General features: G+C 48.8%; 12 protein-coding genes. 8 read left to right on the top strand and 4 right to left on the bottom strand.

The window, feature by feature from the left end:
• Positions 1-36 precede the first annotated feature (36 nt).
• From A9753_RS05865 to A9753_RS05855, 3 genes are all read left to right on the top strand, one after another.
• Entirely contained in the window at positions 37-1,182 is a 1,146-nt protein-coding gene (locus A9753_RS05865) for a glycosyltransferase family 4 protein (protein WP_245637384.1), read from the top strand.
• Positions 1,182-2,273, top strand: coding sequence for a glycosyltransferase family 2 protein (locus A9753_RS05860; RefSeq protein ID WP_067781740.1), 1,092 nt, complete (start codon positions 1,182-1,184; stop codon positions 2,271-2,273). The genes A9753_RS05865 and A9753_RS05860 overlap by 1 nt, the downstream gene beginning before the upstream one ends.
• 69 nt (positions 2,274-2,342) lie before the next feature.
• Entirely contained in the window at positions 2,343-3,821 is a 1,479-nt protein-coding gene (locus tag A9753_RS05855) for a sugar nucleotide-binding protein (protein ID WP_067781737.1), read from the top strand.
• A 65-nt stretch (positions 3,822-3,886) separates the two neighbouring features.
• Here the strand turns inward: A9753_RS05855 and A9753_RS05850 are convergent, their stop codons facing one another.
• Genes A9753_RS05850 through A9753_RS05835 form a run of 4 tightly spaced genes read right to left on the bottom strand, consistent with a single transcriptional unit; the run spans position 3,887 to position 8,152 of the window.
• Positions 3,887-5,050 carry a glycosyltransferase family 4 protein gene (locus tag A9753_RS05850; protein ID WP_067781734.1) on the bottom strand — a complete coding sequence of 388 codons (1,164 nt, stop codon included), beginning with the start codon at positions 5,048-5,050 and terminating at the stop codon, positions 3,887-3,889.
• Positions 5,047-6,330 (bottom strand): lipopolysaccharide biosynthesis protein, encoded by a 1,284-nt coding sequence (locus A9753_RS05845; RefSeq protein WP_067781731.1) that lies wholly within the window; start codon positions 6,328-6,330, stop codon positions 5,047-5,049. The genes A9753_RS05850 and A9753_RS05845 overlap by 4 nt, the downstream gene beginning before the upstream one ends.
• Before the next feature lie 8 nt (positions 6,331-6,338).
• Positions 6,339-7,229, bottom strand: coding sequence for a LicD family protein (locus A9753_RS05840; protein ID WP_067781728.1), 891 nt, complete (start codon positions 7,227-7,229; stop codon positions 6,339-6,341).
• The gene (locus A9753_RS05835) at positions 7,226-8,152 is read right to left on the bottom strand and encodes a LicD family protein (protein WP_067781725.1); all 927 of its coding nucleotides are present in this window, start codon (positions 8,150-8,152) and stop codon (positions 7,226-7,228) included. Before A9753_RS05835 ends, A9753_RS05840 begins: the two co-directional genes overlap by 4 nt.
• Before the next feature lie 163 nt (positions 8,153-8,315).
• On the opposite strand from A9753_RS05835, the gene A9753_RS05830 reads away from it, so the two are divergent.
• The 5 genes from A9753_RS05830 to A9753_RS05810 all read left to right on the top strand — a co-directional run bounded on the left by A9753_RS05830 (position 8,316) and on the right by A9753_RS05810 (position 13,805).
• Positions 8,316-10,556, top strand: coding sequence for an N-acetylmuramoyl-L-alanine amidase (locus tag A9753_RS05830; protein ID WP_067781722.1), 2,241 nt, complete (start codon positions 8,316-8,318; stop codon positions 10,554-10,556).
• A 96-nt stretch (positions 10,557-10,652) separates the two neighbouring features.
• On the top strand, positions 10,653-11,492 hold the full coding sequence (locus A9753_RS05825; RefSeq protein WP_067781719.1) for an ABC transporter permease: 840 nt from the start codon (positions 10,653-10,655) through the stop codon (positions 11,490-11,492).
• Between the two features lie 3 nt (positions 11,493-11,495).
• On the top strand, positions 11,496-12,746 hold the full coding sequence (locus A9753_RS05820; RefSeq protein WP_067781716.1) for an ABC transporter ATP-binding protein: 1,251 nt from the start codon (positions 11,496-11,498) through the stop codon (positions 12,744-12,746).
• A 4-nt stretch (positions 12,747-12,750) separates the two neighbouring features.
• Positions 12,751-12,972 (top strand): hypothetical protein, encoded by a 222-nt coding sequence (locus tag A9753_RS05815; RefSeq protein ID WP_067781709.1) that lies wholly within the window; start codon positions 12,751-12,753, stop codon positions 12,970-12,972.
• The gene (locus tag A9753_RS05810) at positions 12,969-13,805 is read left to right on the top strand and encodes a rhamnan synthesis F family protein (RefSeq protein ID WP_245637383.1); all 837 of its coding nucleotides are present in this window, start codon (positions 12,969-12,971) and stop codon (positions 13,803-13,805) included. Before A9753_RS05815 ends, A9753_RS05810 begins: the two co-directional genes overlap by 4 nt.
• The last annotated feature ends 8 nt before the right edge of the window (positions 13,806-13,813 follow it).

Below are 13,813 nucleotides of genomic sequence, written 5' to 3'. Positions count from 1 at the left end.
AGGCTACCGGTACTTGTGACCACGTAGGCTTAGGACATGAGTACAGTTGTCCCTTCATCAGCCGCCAATCGAGTTCATCTACGAGTTGCGATGGTAGTCGAACAACTGTGGCAGTCCGTTCCAGGAGGATCAGGAACATATATTTCGAATCTTGCTCGTGCATTGGTTAATGACACAGTACCGTTAGTCGGTCTTACTGCTCGACATCGTGGTGGCTGTGACGATGACATTGATTTACCGTCGATTCCTCTGCGACAGTTTCCACTACCGCGTCCGCTTCTTTATGAGACATGGAACCGTTGGCAGTGGCCATCGGTTGAATCGATTCTTAGAGACTCAGACGTTGTTCATGCCACGACGTGGGCGATTCCTCCAACTCGTTGCCCTATGGTTGTCACCATTCATGACTTAGCGTTTCTCCGTTCACCAGAGCATTTTACTCGGCGTGGTGCAGCATTTTTTCGGCGTGCATTAGAACGGACATTTACGAGTGCGTCGGGAGTTATCGTTCCCTCTCGTGTGACAGCTGATGACTGCATCGAAGCGGGGATAGGGAGTGAACGCATTACGGTGATCCCCCATGGGGTGGATACGCAACATGTGACCTCGAGCCAGCAGGAAGAATTTCGGCATATTTTTGGCCTTACGCGCCCATTCATTATGTGGGCTGGTACGCGAGAACCGCGGAAGAATCTTCCTATGGTATTGAAAGCCTTCACACAGTTGTGTGAGGATCGTTCATTTGACCTTGATTTGGTTCTTGTTGGTCCTGCTGGATGGGGACCTGATGATGCTATAGGGGAACTCAGCAGTCTCATTCCTCCGGATCGCCTTCATGTGCTTGGGCGTTTATCGGATGAATGTTTAGCTGTTGCCTATCAGATGGCAGAAGTCTTTGTTTTTCCTTCACTATGGGAAGGCTTTGGGTTACCAGTTCTTGAAGCGATGGCATACGGTACCCCCGTGGTTACAAGTGCAGGAACGTCGATGGAAGAAGTATGCGGTGAGGCGGGTGTTCTCATTGATCCGCATGATGCTCGTTCGCTAGCAGAGGGCATTCGGCAAGCTCGCGCTGAAAAACTTGACCGAGCGAGTGCAGGGTTGAAACGCGCGCAGATGTTCACGTGGCAGGAGTGTGCGCGTGCGCATGAACAGGTATACGCGAGTGTGGGGGTAGCCTGATGAATGAACCACGTTTGAGTGATCATGAGAATGTGGAAAGTACATCGGCGGCGGTGGCAACTGCCAGAGTCGTTATTGTGAACTGGCGTCAGCCAGAAATTACTAAGGAGTGCGTCCGCTCGATACTTCCTCAATTACGTTGCCATGATCGTCTTGTGATTGTTGATAACGCATCAGGAGACCAATCAGTTGAAGAATTACGTTTCTTCCTCGAGCACGAGGCTCATTGTGGTGAAAACGTGCATGTTGAATTACGTGTCGCTGACAGTAACCGGGGTTTTGGGTCAGGAGTGAATGCAGGGGCGAACGATCTCAGTGAAGATGTGTTGATCCTTTTGAACAATGACGCTTGTGCTCGTCCTGGTTTCAGAGATGCGGTAGTGGCACCATTTTTCTCGTCAGGGGCTAGTCGATTAGGCGCTGTCACAGCACGAATGCTGTTAGCAGGCCGGTATCGAATTGATAAGCAGGCCACAGCAGAGACCGAGGGATTCCGTGACCAGAATGGACAGGTGTGGGTTAACGATTCTCAAGGAATTCTCCTGATTAATTCCACGGGGAATTGCGTCGACAGTCATGGAAATGGTTATGACCGATCATGGCTTCAACCGGCACAGTTGGAACATGATTCTCCACAAGTGTTCGGAATCTGTGGCGGGGCATGCGCTATCCGTGCTGAGGCTTGGCAAGAAATGGAAGGGTTCCGTGAGGATTTTTTTATGTATTACGAAGACACAGAATTGTCCTATCGTTTACGACGAGCTCAATGGACAATTGAATACATTCGAGGTGCTGAAGTCGATCATCGTCATGCCCAGTCGATGGGTACGCAATCTCCGTTATTCGTTCGCTGCAACGTACGAAATCGTCTTATCGTCAGTTCTCTCTATCGATCACCACAGCAGACTGCATATGCATATCTACGAACGGTAGCCCATCTATTTCACGGTCCTCATCGATGGTCAGTATTCCAGGGATTAGGTGACGCAGCACAGTTCTCTTTTCGGTCTTTTTTCCATTGGGGAAGAAGTCATCGTGATGGGGGAACACAGAAAGTGGGCGGGGCGGTGTTGTGGAGAACGAGAAAATAAATCTCGTTATACTCGCTCGTGGCTACTTAGACGCCCTGATCGCCAATCATTCGTTGAATCGAGATTTTCATGACCGCCAATCCGCTTGCCGTACGATCAACCCCGATTCCTGGGGTCTTGGTCATTGATCTCACTGTCCACGGTGATAACCGCGGCTGGTTTAAAGAGAATTGGCAACGAGAAAAAATGCTTGAACTTGGTCTTCCAGATTTTGGTCCGGTTCAAAACAATATTTCTTTTAACGATGAAGTGGGTGTGACCCGAGGAATTCACGCTGAACCGTGGGACAAGTATGTATCTGTGGCGACGGGACGTGTTTTCGGCGCATGGGTAGACTTGCGTGAAGGAGAAACCTTCGGAACGGTCTTCACCCACGAAATTGGCCCAGATACCGCAGTTTTTGTGCCTGCAGGTGTGGGTAATTCTTACCAGACGCTTGAACCTCAAACGGCTTATACCTATTTAGTTAATGATCATTGGTCGCCGGAGGCTCAGTACACGTTCCTTAATTTGGCAGATGAGACTGTCGCTATCACGTGGCCTATTCCTTTAGACCAGGCAATCTTGTCTGACAAGGATCGTGCTCATCCTCGCTTGGGTTCTGTGATCCCATTCGTGTCAATTGACGATGCTGATTCATGTTGTGGTGAACAGTGCCATTGTTCTGACCAGACGCACGATGAAGAAGGCCCTACACGAGTTCTTGTGACCGGTGCTAATGGTCAGTTGGGGCGTGAACTTATGCGCCAGTTGCCTGCTGCTGGTTTCGAAGCTATCGGGGTTGATCTTCCTGACGTGAACATTGCTGACATGAATACCTTGGCAGAAATTGATTGGTCTGCCATTGACGTGGTGATTAACGCTGCAGCATGGACGAATGTTGATGGTGCTGAAACCTCTGAGGGACGTCCGCAGTCATGGATGGCTAATGCGGTGGGGCCAGCGAACCTTTCGCGAATCTGCTCTCTTTTCGGCATTTTACTCATCCATGTTTCAAGCGAGTATACGTTTGACGGAACACAGTCACCGCATCGCGAAGATGAAGCTCCTAGCCCTCTCGGCGTGTATGGACAGTCAAAAGTCGGTGGTGATACGGCTGTGAGCGCTTGTCCCTTCCACTACATCGTTCGGACCAGCTGGGTTGTGGGTGACGGAAAGAACTTTGTTAAAACCATGGCGCAATTAGCGGATAAGGGAGTAGAACCTTCAGTAGTCGCTGATCAAGTTGGTCGTCTGACTTTTACTACTGACCTTGCTGCAGGCATCATTCACTTGATTAACTGTGAAGAGGCTGAGTTCGGTACCTATAACCTCTCAAATGAAGGTCCTGAAATGAGTTGGGCAGACGTCGCTCGACGCGTTTTTGAGTTGCGTGGCAAGAACGCAGACTCAGTCACCTCGATTACTACAGATGAGTATTTTGCTGGTAAAGACGTTGCTCCGAGGCCTTTGAAGAGTCTTCTTGATTTGTCGAAGATTGAATCAACGGGTTTTATACCCGCTACGGCAGAAGAACGACTTGTGGAGTATGTGGCTAGCCTTGCTTAATGAGTCGTAAACGACTTATTGAATTGTGGGTGGGGAAAGACAAAATTTTTCCCCACCCACAGGTGTTACTGAATAACTTGACGAGCGATGTTTTCATACTCTGTGACGCGAGCAGGCCATGTCCATTGAGCAACTAAGGCTTCGCTAGCACAGGGCATAGGGTGTTCACTCATTTTTGCAATGAGACGTGCTAAGTCGGAAGCACTGTGAGACTGACAAATAGTGACAGGTGCACCGGATTCTTTGAGTAACGTGGCACCAGGAACGTCGAATGTTGCAATTTGTCCTCCCACAGCGATGGATTCTAAGAGGGTGGTTTGAAAACCCTCAGAAAGAATTGTGGGGTTAACGAGGGTTGAATCAGCAAGATGGTCGCGAACTTCGGACTGATCGACACGGCCGTGAATTTGTACGACGTCATCTAAGTTCAATGCGTGACGATATTCAATAGCCCTGTTGTAATCTGTTCCGTCCCCAAGGATGTCTGCGCTCACTTTGTAGCCTGCTTGGTGGAGGATTTGGACGCATTCAAGGAAAGTATCCCAGCCTTTTCCTGGAACTAATCTGCCAACGAATACTAAGTGATTCGGACGATTTGGATATCGCTGGGAGAGAGAGGCAGAGGCATGATCACTACGGTGTAGCGACAATGTTCCATTGGAATTGTGACCACTGGAGCGGGGTATCAGATTAATTGCGTTATAGAAAACTGTGGAATCAACGTGAGCCAAACGATGAACAAAACGAGACGCGTTATCTGAAATTGCTAGGACCTTGTCCGCGTGACGCAATATGTAGCGTCCCATTGTAAGGTCAACGGTACGTGAGCCAATTTTAACAATCATGGATGACGCCGCAACGAACCCTGATCCATGTTCAGTGTGGATACATGGAATCGATGCTGCATGCGCGGCCCGTAAGCCAATAAAACTCATCGGGAAAAAGCGTGTGTGTATTGAAACAACGTCGATGCCATCGCGCTTTAATAATTGAGTTAAGCGCTTGCGTGTTCCTAGAGGGGGGAAACTGATGACGTCAGCGATCGGAAAAAAAGAACGCCATGTCGTCACTTTGACACCATCGTCGCATCGCTCGTGAGGATGATCAGAGATGGTATATACCCAAACTTCATGGCCGAGATTTTTCAATCCTTGGGCTAGATTTTCGACGTGGAACTCAAGTCCGCCTAGACGTGGCGGATAACTGTTGACGATGACAGCTATTTTCATTCGTCGGCTCCTTTACGTTCGCCACGTGAAACTACTCTCGGAACTGGCCCTCGATATATCAAACCTGCGATGAAGCCAAGGCATAAGACGGTCATGCCGCCACCGTAGGTGTAGGCGGCTCCTAAGAGGCCATGCGGCGCAACAACATTATGTGCTAACAACCAGACTGCCGTGGCTGCTGCACCGTAGCAGAAAAATACGTATGTCTGTCTGCGCATGGTGGTGAGTGCGTAGTACAAAATGACGCTGAAGGCATTGAGCGCACCTGCAGCAACCAAGACCATGAGTTCGAGTCGGAACATGGAGACATCGGCATGGAATACCAGATTAAGGATCCATACGCCAAGGAACCAACTCACGATAGCCACTAGTACTGATGCTGCAAGAGAAGTAAAAAGCCCTTTTCGTATGACTGACATAAAACCATGTCGATCACCAATCACCCAACGAGCCGCCATACGTGTGAGTAACGGACGGAAAACCAACAGTGAGAGCATGTTAATTGCCACGGCAGGCATGTAAATGATAGCGAAATAGCCTTGAGCGGCTTTATCCATGTAGGAATCAACTGCGTAGCGTGGAGCATTTGCCAGATACATTGCAAGAAAAGAAGCGAGAAATAGCGGTAAACACTCCCATAACAGAGCAGCAATACCTCGCCATTCCCATTGTGGCTTGAGAGAGTACATTCGGCGTGCTGGCGGAATGAAGACAATAATGAGGACGATTGTTGAACACACTAACGTAAGAAGTGTGGCGTGCAGAAGACTCTTAGTGATAATGAGGCCACCACAGAAAATAAGCATGGTCGCTGTGATACGAAGAAAACTCGCTCGCCCACCAATATCTAAGCGTCCCACACGTTGGAATTCACTATAGAAAACATCTTCTACGGCATCGAAAACTCTTAACGAGGCAATCGCGATAATCAGAAGAATGGTGGGGGCATTACCACTTGATCGTAAGGCATGGATGATGATCCCCATGACCATGAGAATTGTTGTCACGATACGCGTGGCTAAATAAGTTCCGAATGAATACCTACGTTGTACATCTGTGACGTGGTAAGTACGCACTTCGTACATACCTAGAGTCTGAAATTGTTGGCCTACCGCAATAGCGAGTGAGTAGATACCTGCTGCCACAATTCCAGCGCTGCGTGTTACCACCATCAACATGATGACGAGAGAAAACGAACTCATCAGTGATGACAGCGAGTTCCACAGATAATCCCGTCCAACTTGTTTTTTATCGTTGAGGGAATCGGATGATGCGGTCACAGTGATCCTTAATGTGTGGACAATGACCCTGGCCCCGTCCACGGCCCAAAATCAATGTGGAAAGGTTGATGGTTGACTCGGTCTTCCGGAGAGGGCTCGCACATGTAATCACCATATCCACGGGCGAGAACACGATCGTAAAGGTGCGGTATTTTTAACGTAAACCCTTCAAAAACAGCCTCGCCTGCGGGAAATAACTCATCATAGGTCACTGACCAATGTTTGGGATCTCGCGTGGAGAAATCTGCGAGAAGACGCTGATTGCCATTGGACTGATCGTGTTCATAACGCCGTGCAATGGACTTCCAACGTGAGTAGATCATTTTGCTTTTCAGATGAATCCCCCGCATAAGCCAGTGGGCACTGTACATGGCGGAGTTGGCTAACAGTGCAAGGGGTTGAGGAAGACCTGTGGCAGCACGGGGGGTTCCTAGCACAAATAATAATCGTCCCCATAGCCATGTTTCACGGCACTGTCGGTTGAAATCCTTCTGTGATGGTGCGGCGGCATCTAGAGGGAAAATATCGACTCCCACCGGCATGACAAACGGACGATCCTTTGCTGTCGTTGAAATAAACTGAGAATCTCGAATTCCAATGACTGCAAATGTGGTGGGGTAGTCGGGAATTCTTTCCGGGTCAACAATCATGATGTGCGGATTGAGATATTCAGCAGCATGCGCGAGAAAACGTTCGTAGTCTTCACGCGGCATACATACGTCGGCATCGTCATCCCAAGGGATAAACCCATGGTGGCGCACGGCGCCAATTGCCGTTCCTCCGTACATAACGTACTGGCACCCCAGTATCTTGCAGACACGATCAAACTCAACTAGGACATCAGTGGTAGCTAGTTGGATACTACGGAGCAATTGTGGGTCACATGCTGTGGTATTCACTCTGAGTGATCTTCCGATTGAGATTGATGGGAGACGGTCTGTTCGACTAGGTCATTCCACGGGCCAAAATCGACAATAGCCGGTACGTGATTTCGGCGCTGAGCTACGGGGGGCGGTGTCATGTAATCGCCGTATCCGCGTCGAAGTAACCGATCGTATTCATGGTGAATTTTTACGTTTATTATTCCGGTAGGGGTTGTGAAAGGGATGTCTCGTGTAGGGAAAAACTCATCGTCGCTGACAACCCAATTCTCTGGGTCACGCATGGTGAAGTCTGCGTAGCGAGTAAATCCGCTTCCTTCATAGCGGCGAGCGGCGCGATCCCACTGACGTTGTAGGACACGAGGCGTAAGACGAATAACTTTCATTCCGTAATGGGCTAATGAGGTGGCTGTGTAGATTGCCGTGCGTTGAATGCCAGAAATGCCGATGAGATACGGGCGAGGGGTCCCCTGAAGGAACAACAGACGTCCCCATAGCCATGAGGATCTTTTCATAGCGGAGAATTTTCTTGCATCATCAGGTACTTCATCGACGGGTAAAATATCAATGAAAAATGGCATGCGATAACGCGAATTTTTGGCGAATTCTGGAATCAGCAACGTATTGCGGAGCACCATTTTTGTAAACATAAAAGGAAAGTCCGGGTTAGTTCGCGTGTTGTCAAGGCCAAACTCCTCACCAAGGTGCTCGGGGGCTTCACGGAGAAAGCGTTCATAATTGGTGCGGGTGAGCATGATGTCGACGTCATCATCCCAAGGGATAAAACCTTTATCGCGAACAGCGCCGATTGCTGTACCACCGTAGACGGAATAATCGATCGATAGTTCTCTACACACGCGATCAAACTCGCGTAGAAGGACTCCTAATAGTACGTGAATCTTTTCGATGAGTTCATCATCGTCAAGACTTTGCGAAGTCATATTTTTCTCCAACATATACTGAGCGCCGACAGTAGTTGATCATCTCATAAGCGCCAGGACATTCATCTCTTATCTGTATACATGTCGCTGTGCAGGATGTACGGTAAGGGCGAGTCCTGTTTTTTATCTTTTCTCGTATTCTCCGCAACATCAGAAGGTCTTCATGATTTCTCGACGCCATTTTTTTGTAGCAGCTGGGTTGCCTGCGGCAATGATGGGCATGCAAATTCCTGTTACCGCGTTTGCGGATGAATTGCCGGTCTCTTCCTCACCGCGCCCCGTAGGATTCCTGGAATTGACGACTAGTGACGGTGAACTCACATCCGTGGGCGAAGCAGGTCTGAGTAATCCAGCTAACGCTTTCGATGGTCTTGATCTCGGGACTGTTGATGGATTAATCGCATCTGACCTTGTGGATAACCACTCAATTGGCCATAGTAATTCTCCAGATCATTCCCCCACTGGTGTGAGCGTTCAGAATGATGAGATTGCTGACCATGCGCTTCTTTTGACTGATCCTCTTGAGGTGGGCTCTTTTGTTGTTGCTGGATTGACCTGGGATGGTGGGGTATCTCTATCTGATGATGTTTCCCTTTACATTCGTGCGCGTGAAGAACAAGGGTGGACGCCGTGGTTCTTAAGTGAAGCCATATCGTCGGGCCCCGACCATAACCGCCATATCGCAGGGACCGAAGAATTCGTTACAGGGTCTGGTGACGCAATCCAGGCTGCGATCGTGGGACCAGCATCGGCAGCAGGCAATTTGCCGAAGAACTTACGCTTAGTTGTTGTTCCTTCGGAAGCAGAAGGACAGAAAGTTCTTAATCCTGATGATTTGCGTGTTGCTGAATCAGAGCCAACACCTATTTTCAGCGAAGACGATATGTCTGCATCGAGTACGGGTTCGATAAAAGGTGCGGTGGCTCGTGCCGGTGCTGTTCCAGTATTTGATCCAGAGTTACGAGTTAATTCATCAGACGGTGATGATTCGAGTCATCATGTATCAACGACGGAAGTTTCTCCTTTAACTCCACCGGTTTCAGTAACGACACGTATTCAATGGGGTGCTTCATCTACAGTTCCTCGGGATTGGGAACCCGAAGTCGTGAGTGCTCATCACGTTGTGATTCACCATACTGCAGGAACCAATAACTATTCAGCCGATCAGTCTGCATCAGTGGTGTACGGCGTTTATCACTATCATTCTCAGGTTTTAGGATGGGGTGATATTGGCTATAACTTTCTGGTCGATAAATTCGGTAGAGTTTTTGAAGGTCGCTATGGTTCACTGTCAGCCCCGCCTGGAACTATGGTGATTGGCGGGCATGCGCGTGGTGTCAATACGGGTTCCATGGGGATTTCTATGCTCGGAGATTACTCGTCGGTATCCCCTTCTGCTGCAACGCTCGATAGCGTTAGTAAGATGGCAGCATGGTTCCTTAGCGGTGCAGGTTTCTCTTCATCGTCAGAATTGGCATCTGTAAAAATTCTTACTAAAGATCGTTACGCGGTAGGAACAGTTTTACAATTGCCACGAATTTTCGCTCACCGCGACGTCGGATTAACTGCGTGTCCCGGTAATGTTGGCTATTCAAAAATGGGGCACATTCGTAGTTTGGCACAGGCTGAAATGGACAATCGCCCTGGTGCCGATCCGAAGGGATCGTGGCAGAAAGATAGGACTGGGTGGTGGTGGAAGAATCCGAATGGAACGTACCCCACGTCGTCCTGGCAGTTCATCAGTGGCGCCTGGTATATCTTTAACTCTCGTGGATACGTCGTCACCGAATGGGTGAAACAAGGTGATGATTGGTATTACATGGACTCCAAATCAGGTGCGATGAAAACGGGGCCCATCGTGGTTGATGGGAAGCACTATATGCTTTCATCGTCGGGTGTTATGGTCACCGGCTGGCATAAAACTCGTGACGGGTGGAACCACTACGCCGATGATGGTCAGCGTTCTACTGGATGGGTTTTCTCGAGTGGGTCATGGTACTACCTCGATACAATTACATCCCTGATGGTTACCGGTGAACGTCAGATTGACGGAACGAATTACGCCTTCGACTCAGAAGGACGAATGGTTGTGGGCTGGAAGAAGTTCGCTAACGGGTGGGCACACTTCGCTTCAAATGGCGCACGGTCAACTGGTTGGTTGAAATCTGGAAGCAGTTGGTACTACATCGACCCGAAGATCGGACGAGCCGTGAATGGTTGGAAACGTGTCGATGGTTCGTGGTATTACCTCAATGAATCTACTGGAGCGATGGTTACTGGGTGGATGCACTTAGGATCGCATTGGTTCTATCTCGATCCGGCCACTGGTGTCATGACCGTCGGCCAACGCACGATTTCTGGTGTGGATTATATCTTTGACTCTTCCGGTTATTGGATTCAGTAACACTCGATTCATTGGTGTCAAGGAATAAGTCTCGCGCGTAGTACGATGGCTGAGCGCAACAGTGCCAGTATGGAAGAAAAGTAAGGGGCTAACTTCGTGACGTCTCCCCAACGAACTGATGTTCGCCCGACCTTCTCGGCGAACCAGTTGTGGTCTTTGGTTAACGCCTTCGGGCAGCGTGATCTCAAATCGCGTTTCAATGCGACTGCTCTGGGATGGCTGTGGTCGCTCGTTGTGCCATTGGCAACCATGGGAATCTACACGCTCGTCTTTGGTGGCCTCTTTAAGATGCAGCCGCCAGGCATTGCTTCACGTCATGAAGGCATTGGAATTTTTGCCATCTGGCTTTTTGCTGGCTTGACGATTTGGAGTTTCTTTCAAAACTCTGTGAATGCTGGTATTAATGGTCTCATTGGTTCGGGTGGGCTACTCCAAAAAGTTTATTTCCCATCATTTGCTCCTGTTTTGGGGGCCTGTTTGGCGATTGCTGTTCAGTCGCTAATCGAAGTTGGGTTGTTGCTCGTCGTTTTTCTTCTTTTGGGAAATATTTCCTGGACCTGGCTTTTATTGCCAGTCATGCTGGCCATGCTGGCAGCTTTCACTGCGTCCGTCTCGGTAGTGTTGGCTATCTGGAACGTTTATGTTCGTGATCTCGCGCATCTGGTTGGAGTTATTTTGCAACTGATGTTTTACGCGACTCCGATTATTTACAATCCCAAGATTGTGCCTGAGAGTTTCCATGGAATTCCGATGAAAGCTTTGATTGAAGCCATGCCTTTGGCACAATTTATTGAACTCTTCCGAGCATTGATCTATGAGTTGACTCCCGGAAATTTATTGACGTGGCTTGGTGCTCTTGCATGGACTTTAGTAGCCCTGATTCTCGCTAAAGTTGTTCATCAGCGTTGGGGTGCTGACCTGGGGGAGAAGATCTGACCGATGAGTGACGAAATCGCTATTGAAGTACGTAATGTTTCAAAAACATTTGACGTACATGCTGACAGACGGAGTTCCCTTAAGGAAATGTTTGTTCGCGGACGCGCCAAACAACATTCTCAGTTTCATGCATTAGATGACGTGTCTTTTACCATCAAAAAAGGGACAACCTTTGGTTTGATCGGCCATAACGGTTCAGGCAAATCAACAATGTTGAAGATCCTGGCTGGGGTTTATCGTCCCTCGTCAGGATCGGTGAGTGTCTCTTCGAAAGTAGATGCCCTTTTGGAATTGGGAGCAGGCTTTCATGGTGAACTCACTGGCCGCGAAAACATTTATTTGAATGGTTCGATTTTAGGCCGTAGTAAGGCTGAAATTGACGAGTCGCTCGACTGGATCCTCGATTTTGCTGGTATTGGTCATTTTATCGACGAACCAGTCAAGGTTTATTCTTCCGGTATGACGGTCCGTCTCGGCTTCGCAGTTGCAGTAGCGGTTCAACCGTCAATCCTTATCGTCGATGAAATCATCGCTGTGGGTGACGAAGAATTTCAACGTAAGTGTTTTGATTTGATGCGTGAATTGCGCGAGCGCGGAACCACGATTGCTCTCGTTACGCACTCCTTATCGCTCGCCCAAGATATTTGCGATGAAGTTGTGTGGCTTGACCACGGTAAGGTTCGCCAGATTGGTCCTGCTCATGAGGTTGTCTCCTCTTATATTGCCCAGGTCAACGCGAAGGAAAATGAACAGCGCGTAGGCCGCCAACTCGACAATGCGGAATCTATTGACGATGACGAGTTTGCATCGAATCAAGGATCTGGTGAGTGCCGTGTCACTGATATCGAGTTGTTTAATTCAACTGGAAAACCGACTGCAATCCTGAAAACGGGAGAGAAGGCTACTATTCGTCTACGAATTCGATCGACTGTCGATATTGAAGACGTTGAGGTCGGTTTAGCGATTGTGACCACTGAAGGCCTAACAGTTGCTGGCCCGAACTCACGTCACGCAGGCGCAACGATCAATTTGCGACAAGGTATCAACCTCGTTGATTACGAATTACCGAACTTAATTCTCCATCCGAACCACTACAAGATCAGTACTGCGGTTATTCGCGATGGCCATACTTATGACTATTCGGATCGACGCTTCAATCTGCCCGTCCAAGCTGATAGCGTTCTTGACGAACCCGGCCTTGTTGATTTTCCTGTTGGGCAATGGGACGTCATCTCTAGCGACGAGGAAAGTTAATTTCATGACTGACGTGAATGAAGAACTGCGGCAGGTGCGTGCTGCGTTGGCAGCGGCGAATCGCCAACTTGCTGAGCAGGGACAGACGATTGCCGAACTCCGTACCGTCAATGAAAATCAGGTAGAACGCGCTGAACGTGCATGGGAACAAATTGAGTTAATGCGTCATTCGATATCGTGGCAATTGACTGCTCCATTGCGCAGAATGAAGCGACGTATTCGATGAATATGCATATTTTTCCTGCCCCGTATGAGGGGGAGTATGTCAGTGAATGCATGCGTGGGCGTGTACGTCTGGAACGAGGTCACTTACCTACTGCACCACCGGCAAAGACTGCTGTCATTGCTCAGTATTCAACGAGTGTTCAACAGAGTAAGTCCTTATCGCGCTATGTCGAATCCTTGTCACAACAGGGATTTACTCCCATCATTGTGTCGACATGTCCATCCGACGCCCCCTTAGAGTTCCCTCATGGGCTTGTTGGTGACTGTCTTATTATCAGGCGTCCCAACTTGGGTTATGACTTCGGTTCGTGGTCAACAGCGTTAGGGCTTATTCCTGCTATTCGACGTAGTGACATTGTTTTACTGACCAATGATTCAATGTTGGGGCCTTTTGATGACATTGGGCATTTGATTGATTGGATTTGTGAACCTGGCCCTGATATTCGTGGTTTGACGACGTCGTATCAAATGGCTCGTCATTTGCAGAGTTATTTCGTTGCTTTCCGCGGAGGTATTCTTGACGATCGTCCGTGGCGTGATTTCTTTAATGCAATTCGTGTCCTCCCGACGAAAGAGGATGTCGTCCTTGCCTACGAAATGGGGCTAACGCGTCGTGCTATAGCTGAGGGCTATTCTTTCGACGAGTGGATCACTGGTCCAGATTTGGGATACATGTATGCGAATCCCACGACCGATGGTTGGCAAAAACTCTTAGATGCCGGTGTCCCGATGGTGAAGAAAATGTTGTTCACCCATGAAGCATTCGTTGATGACGTTCCACTGATCCGTGATGAATTACGTCAACGTTTCAATATTGATGTTGATCAGTGGTGAAGGGGAAA

This window comes from Actinomyces vulturis, from assembly GCF_001687305.1.
GTDB classification, from domain to species: Bacteria; Actinomycetota; Actinomycetes; order Actinomycetales; family Actinomycetaceae; genus Actinomyces; species Actinomyces vulturis.
This window is presented reverse-complemented; position numbering and strand designations above follow the sequence as displayed.

What these genes read in the sequence shown, in the direction of transcription:
- A9753_RS05815 (WP_067781709.1), top strand. Translation starts at nt 12,751, where the DNA reads ATGACTGACGTGAATGAAGAACTGCGGCAGGTGCGTGCTGCGTTGGCA.
- A9753_RS05855 (WP_067781737.1), top strand. Translation starts at nt 2,343, where the DNA reads ATGACCGCCAATCCGCTTGCCGTACGATCAACCCCGATTCCTGGGGTC.
- A9753_RS05820 (WP_067781716.1), top strand. Translation starts at nt 11,496, where the DNA reads ATGAGTGACGAAATCGCTATTGAAGTACGTAATGTTTCAAAAACATTT.
- A9753_RS05835 (WP_067781725.1), bottom strand. Translation starts at nt 8,152, where the DNA reads ATGACTTCGCAAAGTCTTGACGATGATGAACTCATCGAAAAGATTCAC.
- A9753_RS05860 (WP_067781740.1), top strand. Translation starts at nt 1,182, where the DNA reads ATGAATGAACCACGTTTGAGTGATCATGAGAATGTGGAAAGTACATCG.
- A9753_RS05830 (WP_067781722.1), top strand. Translation starts at nt 8,316, where the DNA reads ATGATTTCTCGACGCCATTTTTTTGTAGCAGCTGGGTTGCCTGCGGCA.
- A9753_RS05850 (WP_067781734.1), bottom strand. Translation starts at nt 5,050, where the DNA reads ATGAAAATAGCTGTCATCGTCAACAGTTATCCGCCACGTCTAGGCGGA.
- A9753_RS05810 (WP_245637383.1), top strand. Translation starts at nt 12,969, where the DNA reads ATGAATATGCATATTTTTCCTGCCCCGTATGAGGGGGAGTATGTCAGT.
- A9753_RS05865 (WP_245637384.1), top strand. Translation starts at nt 37, where the DNA reads ATGAGTACAGTTGTCCCTTCATCAGCCGCCAATCGAGTTCATCTACGA.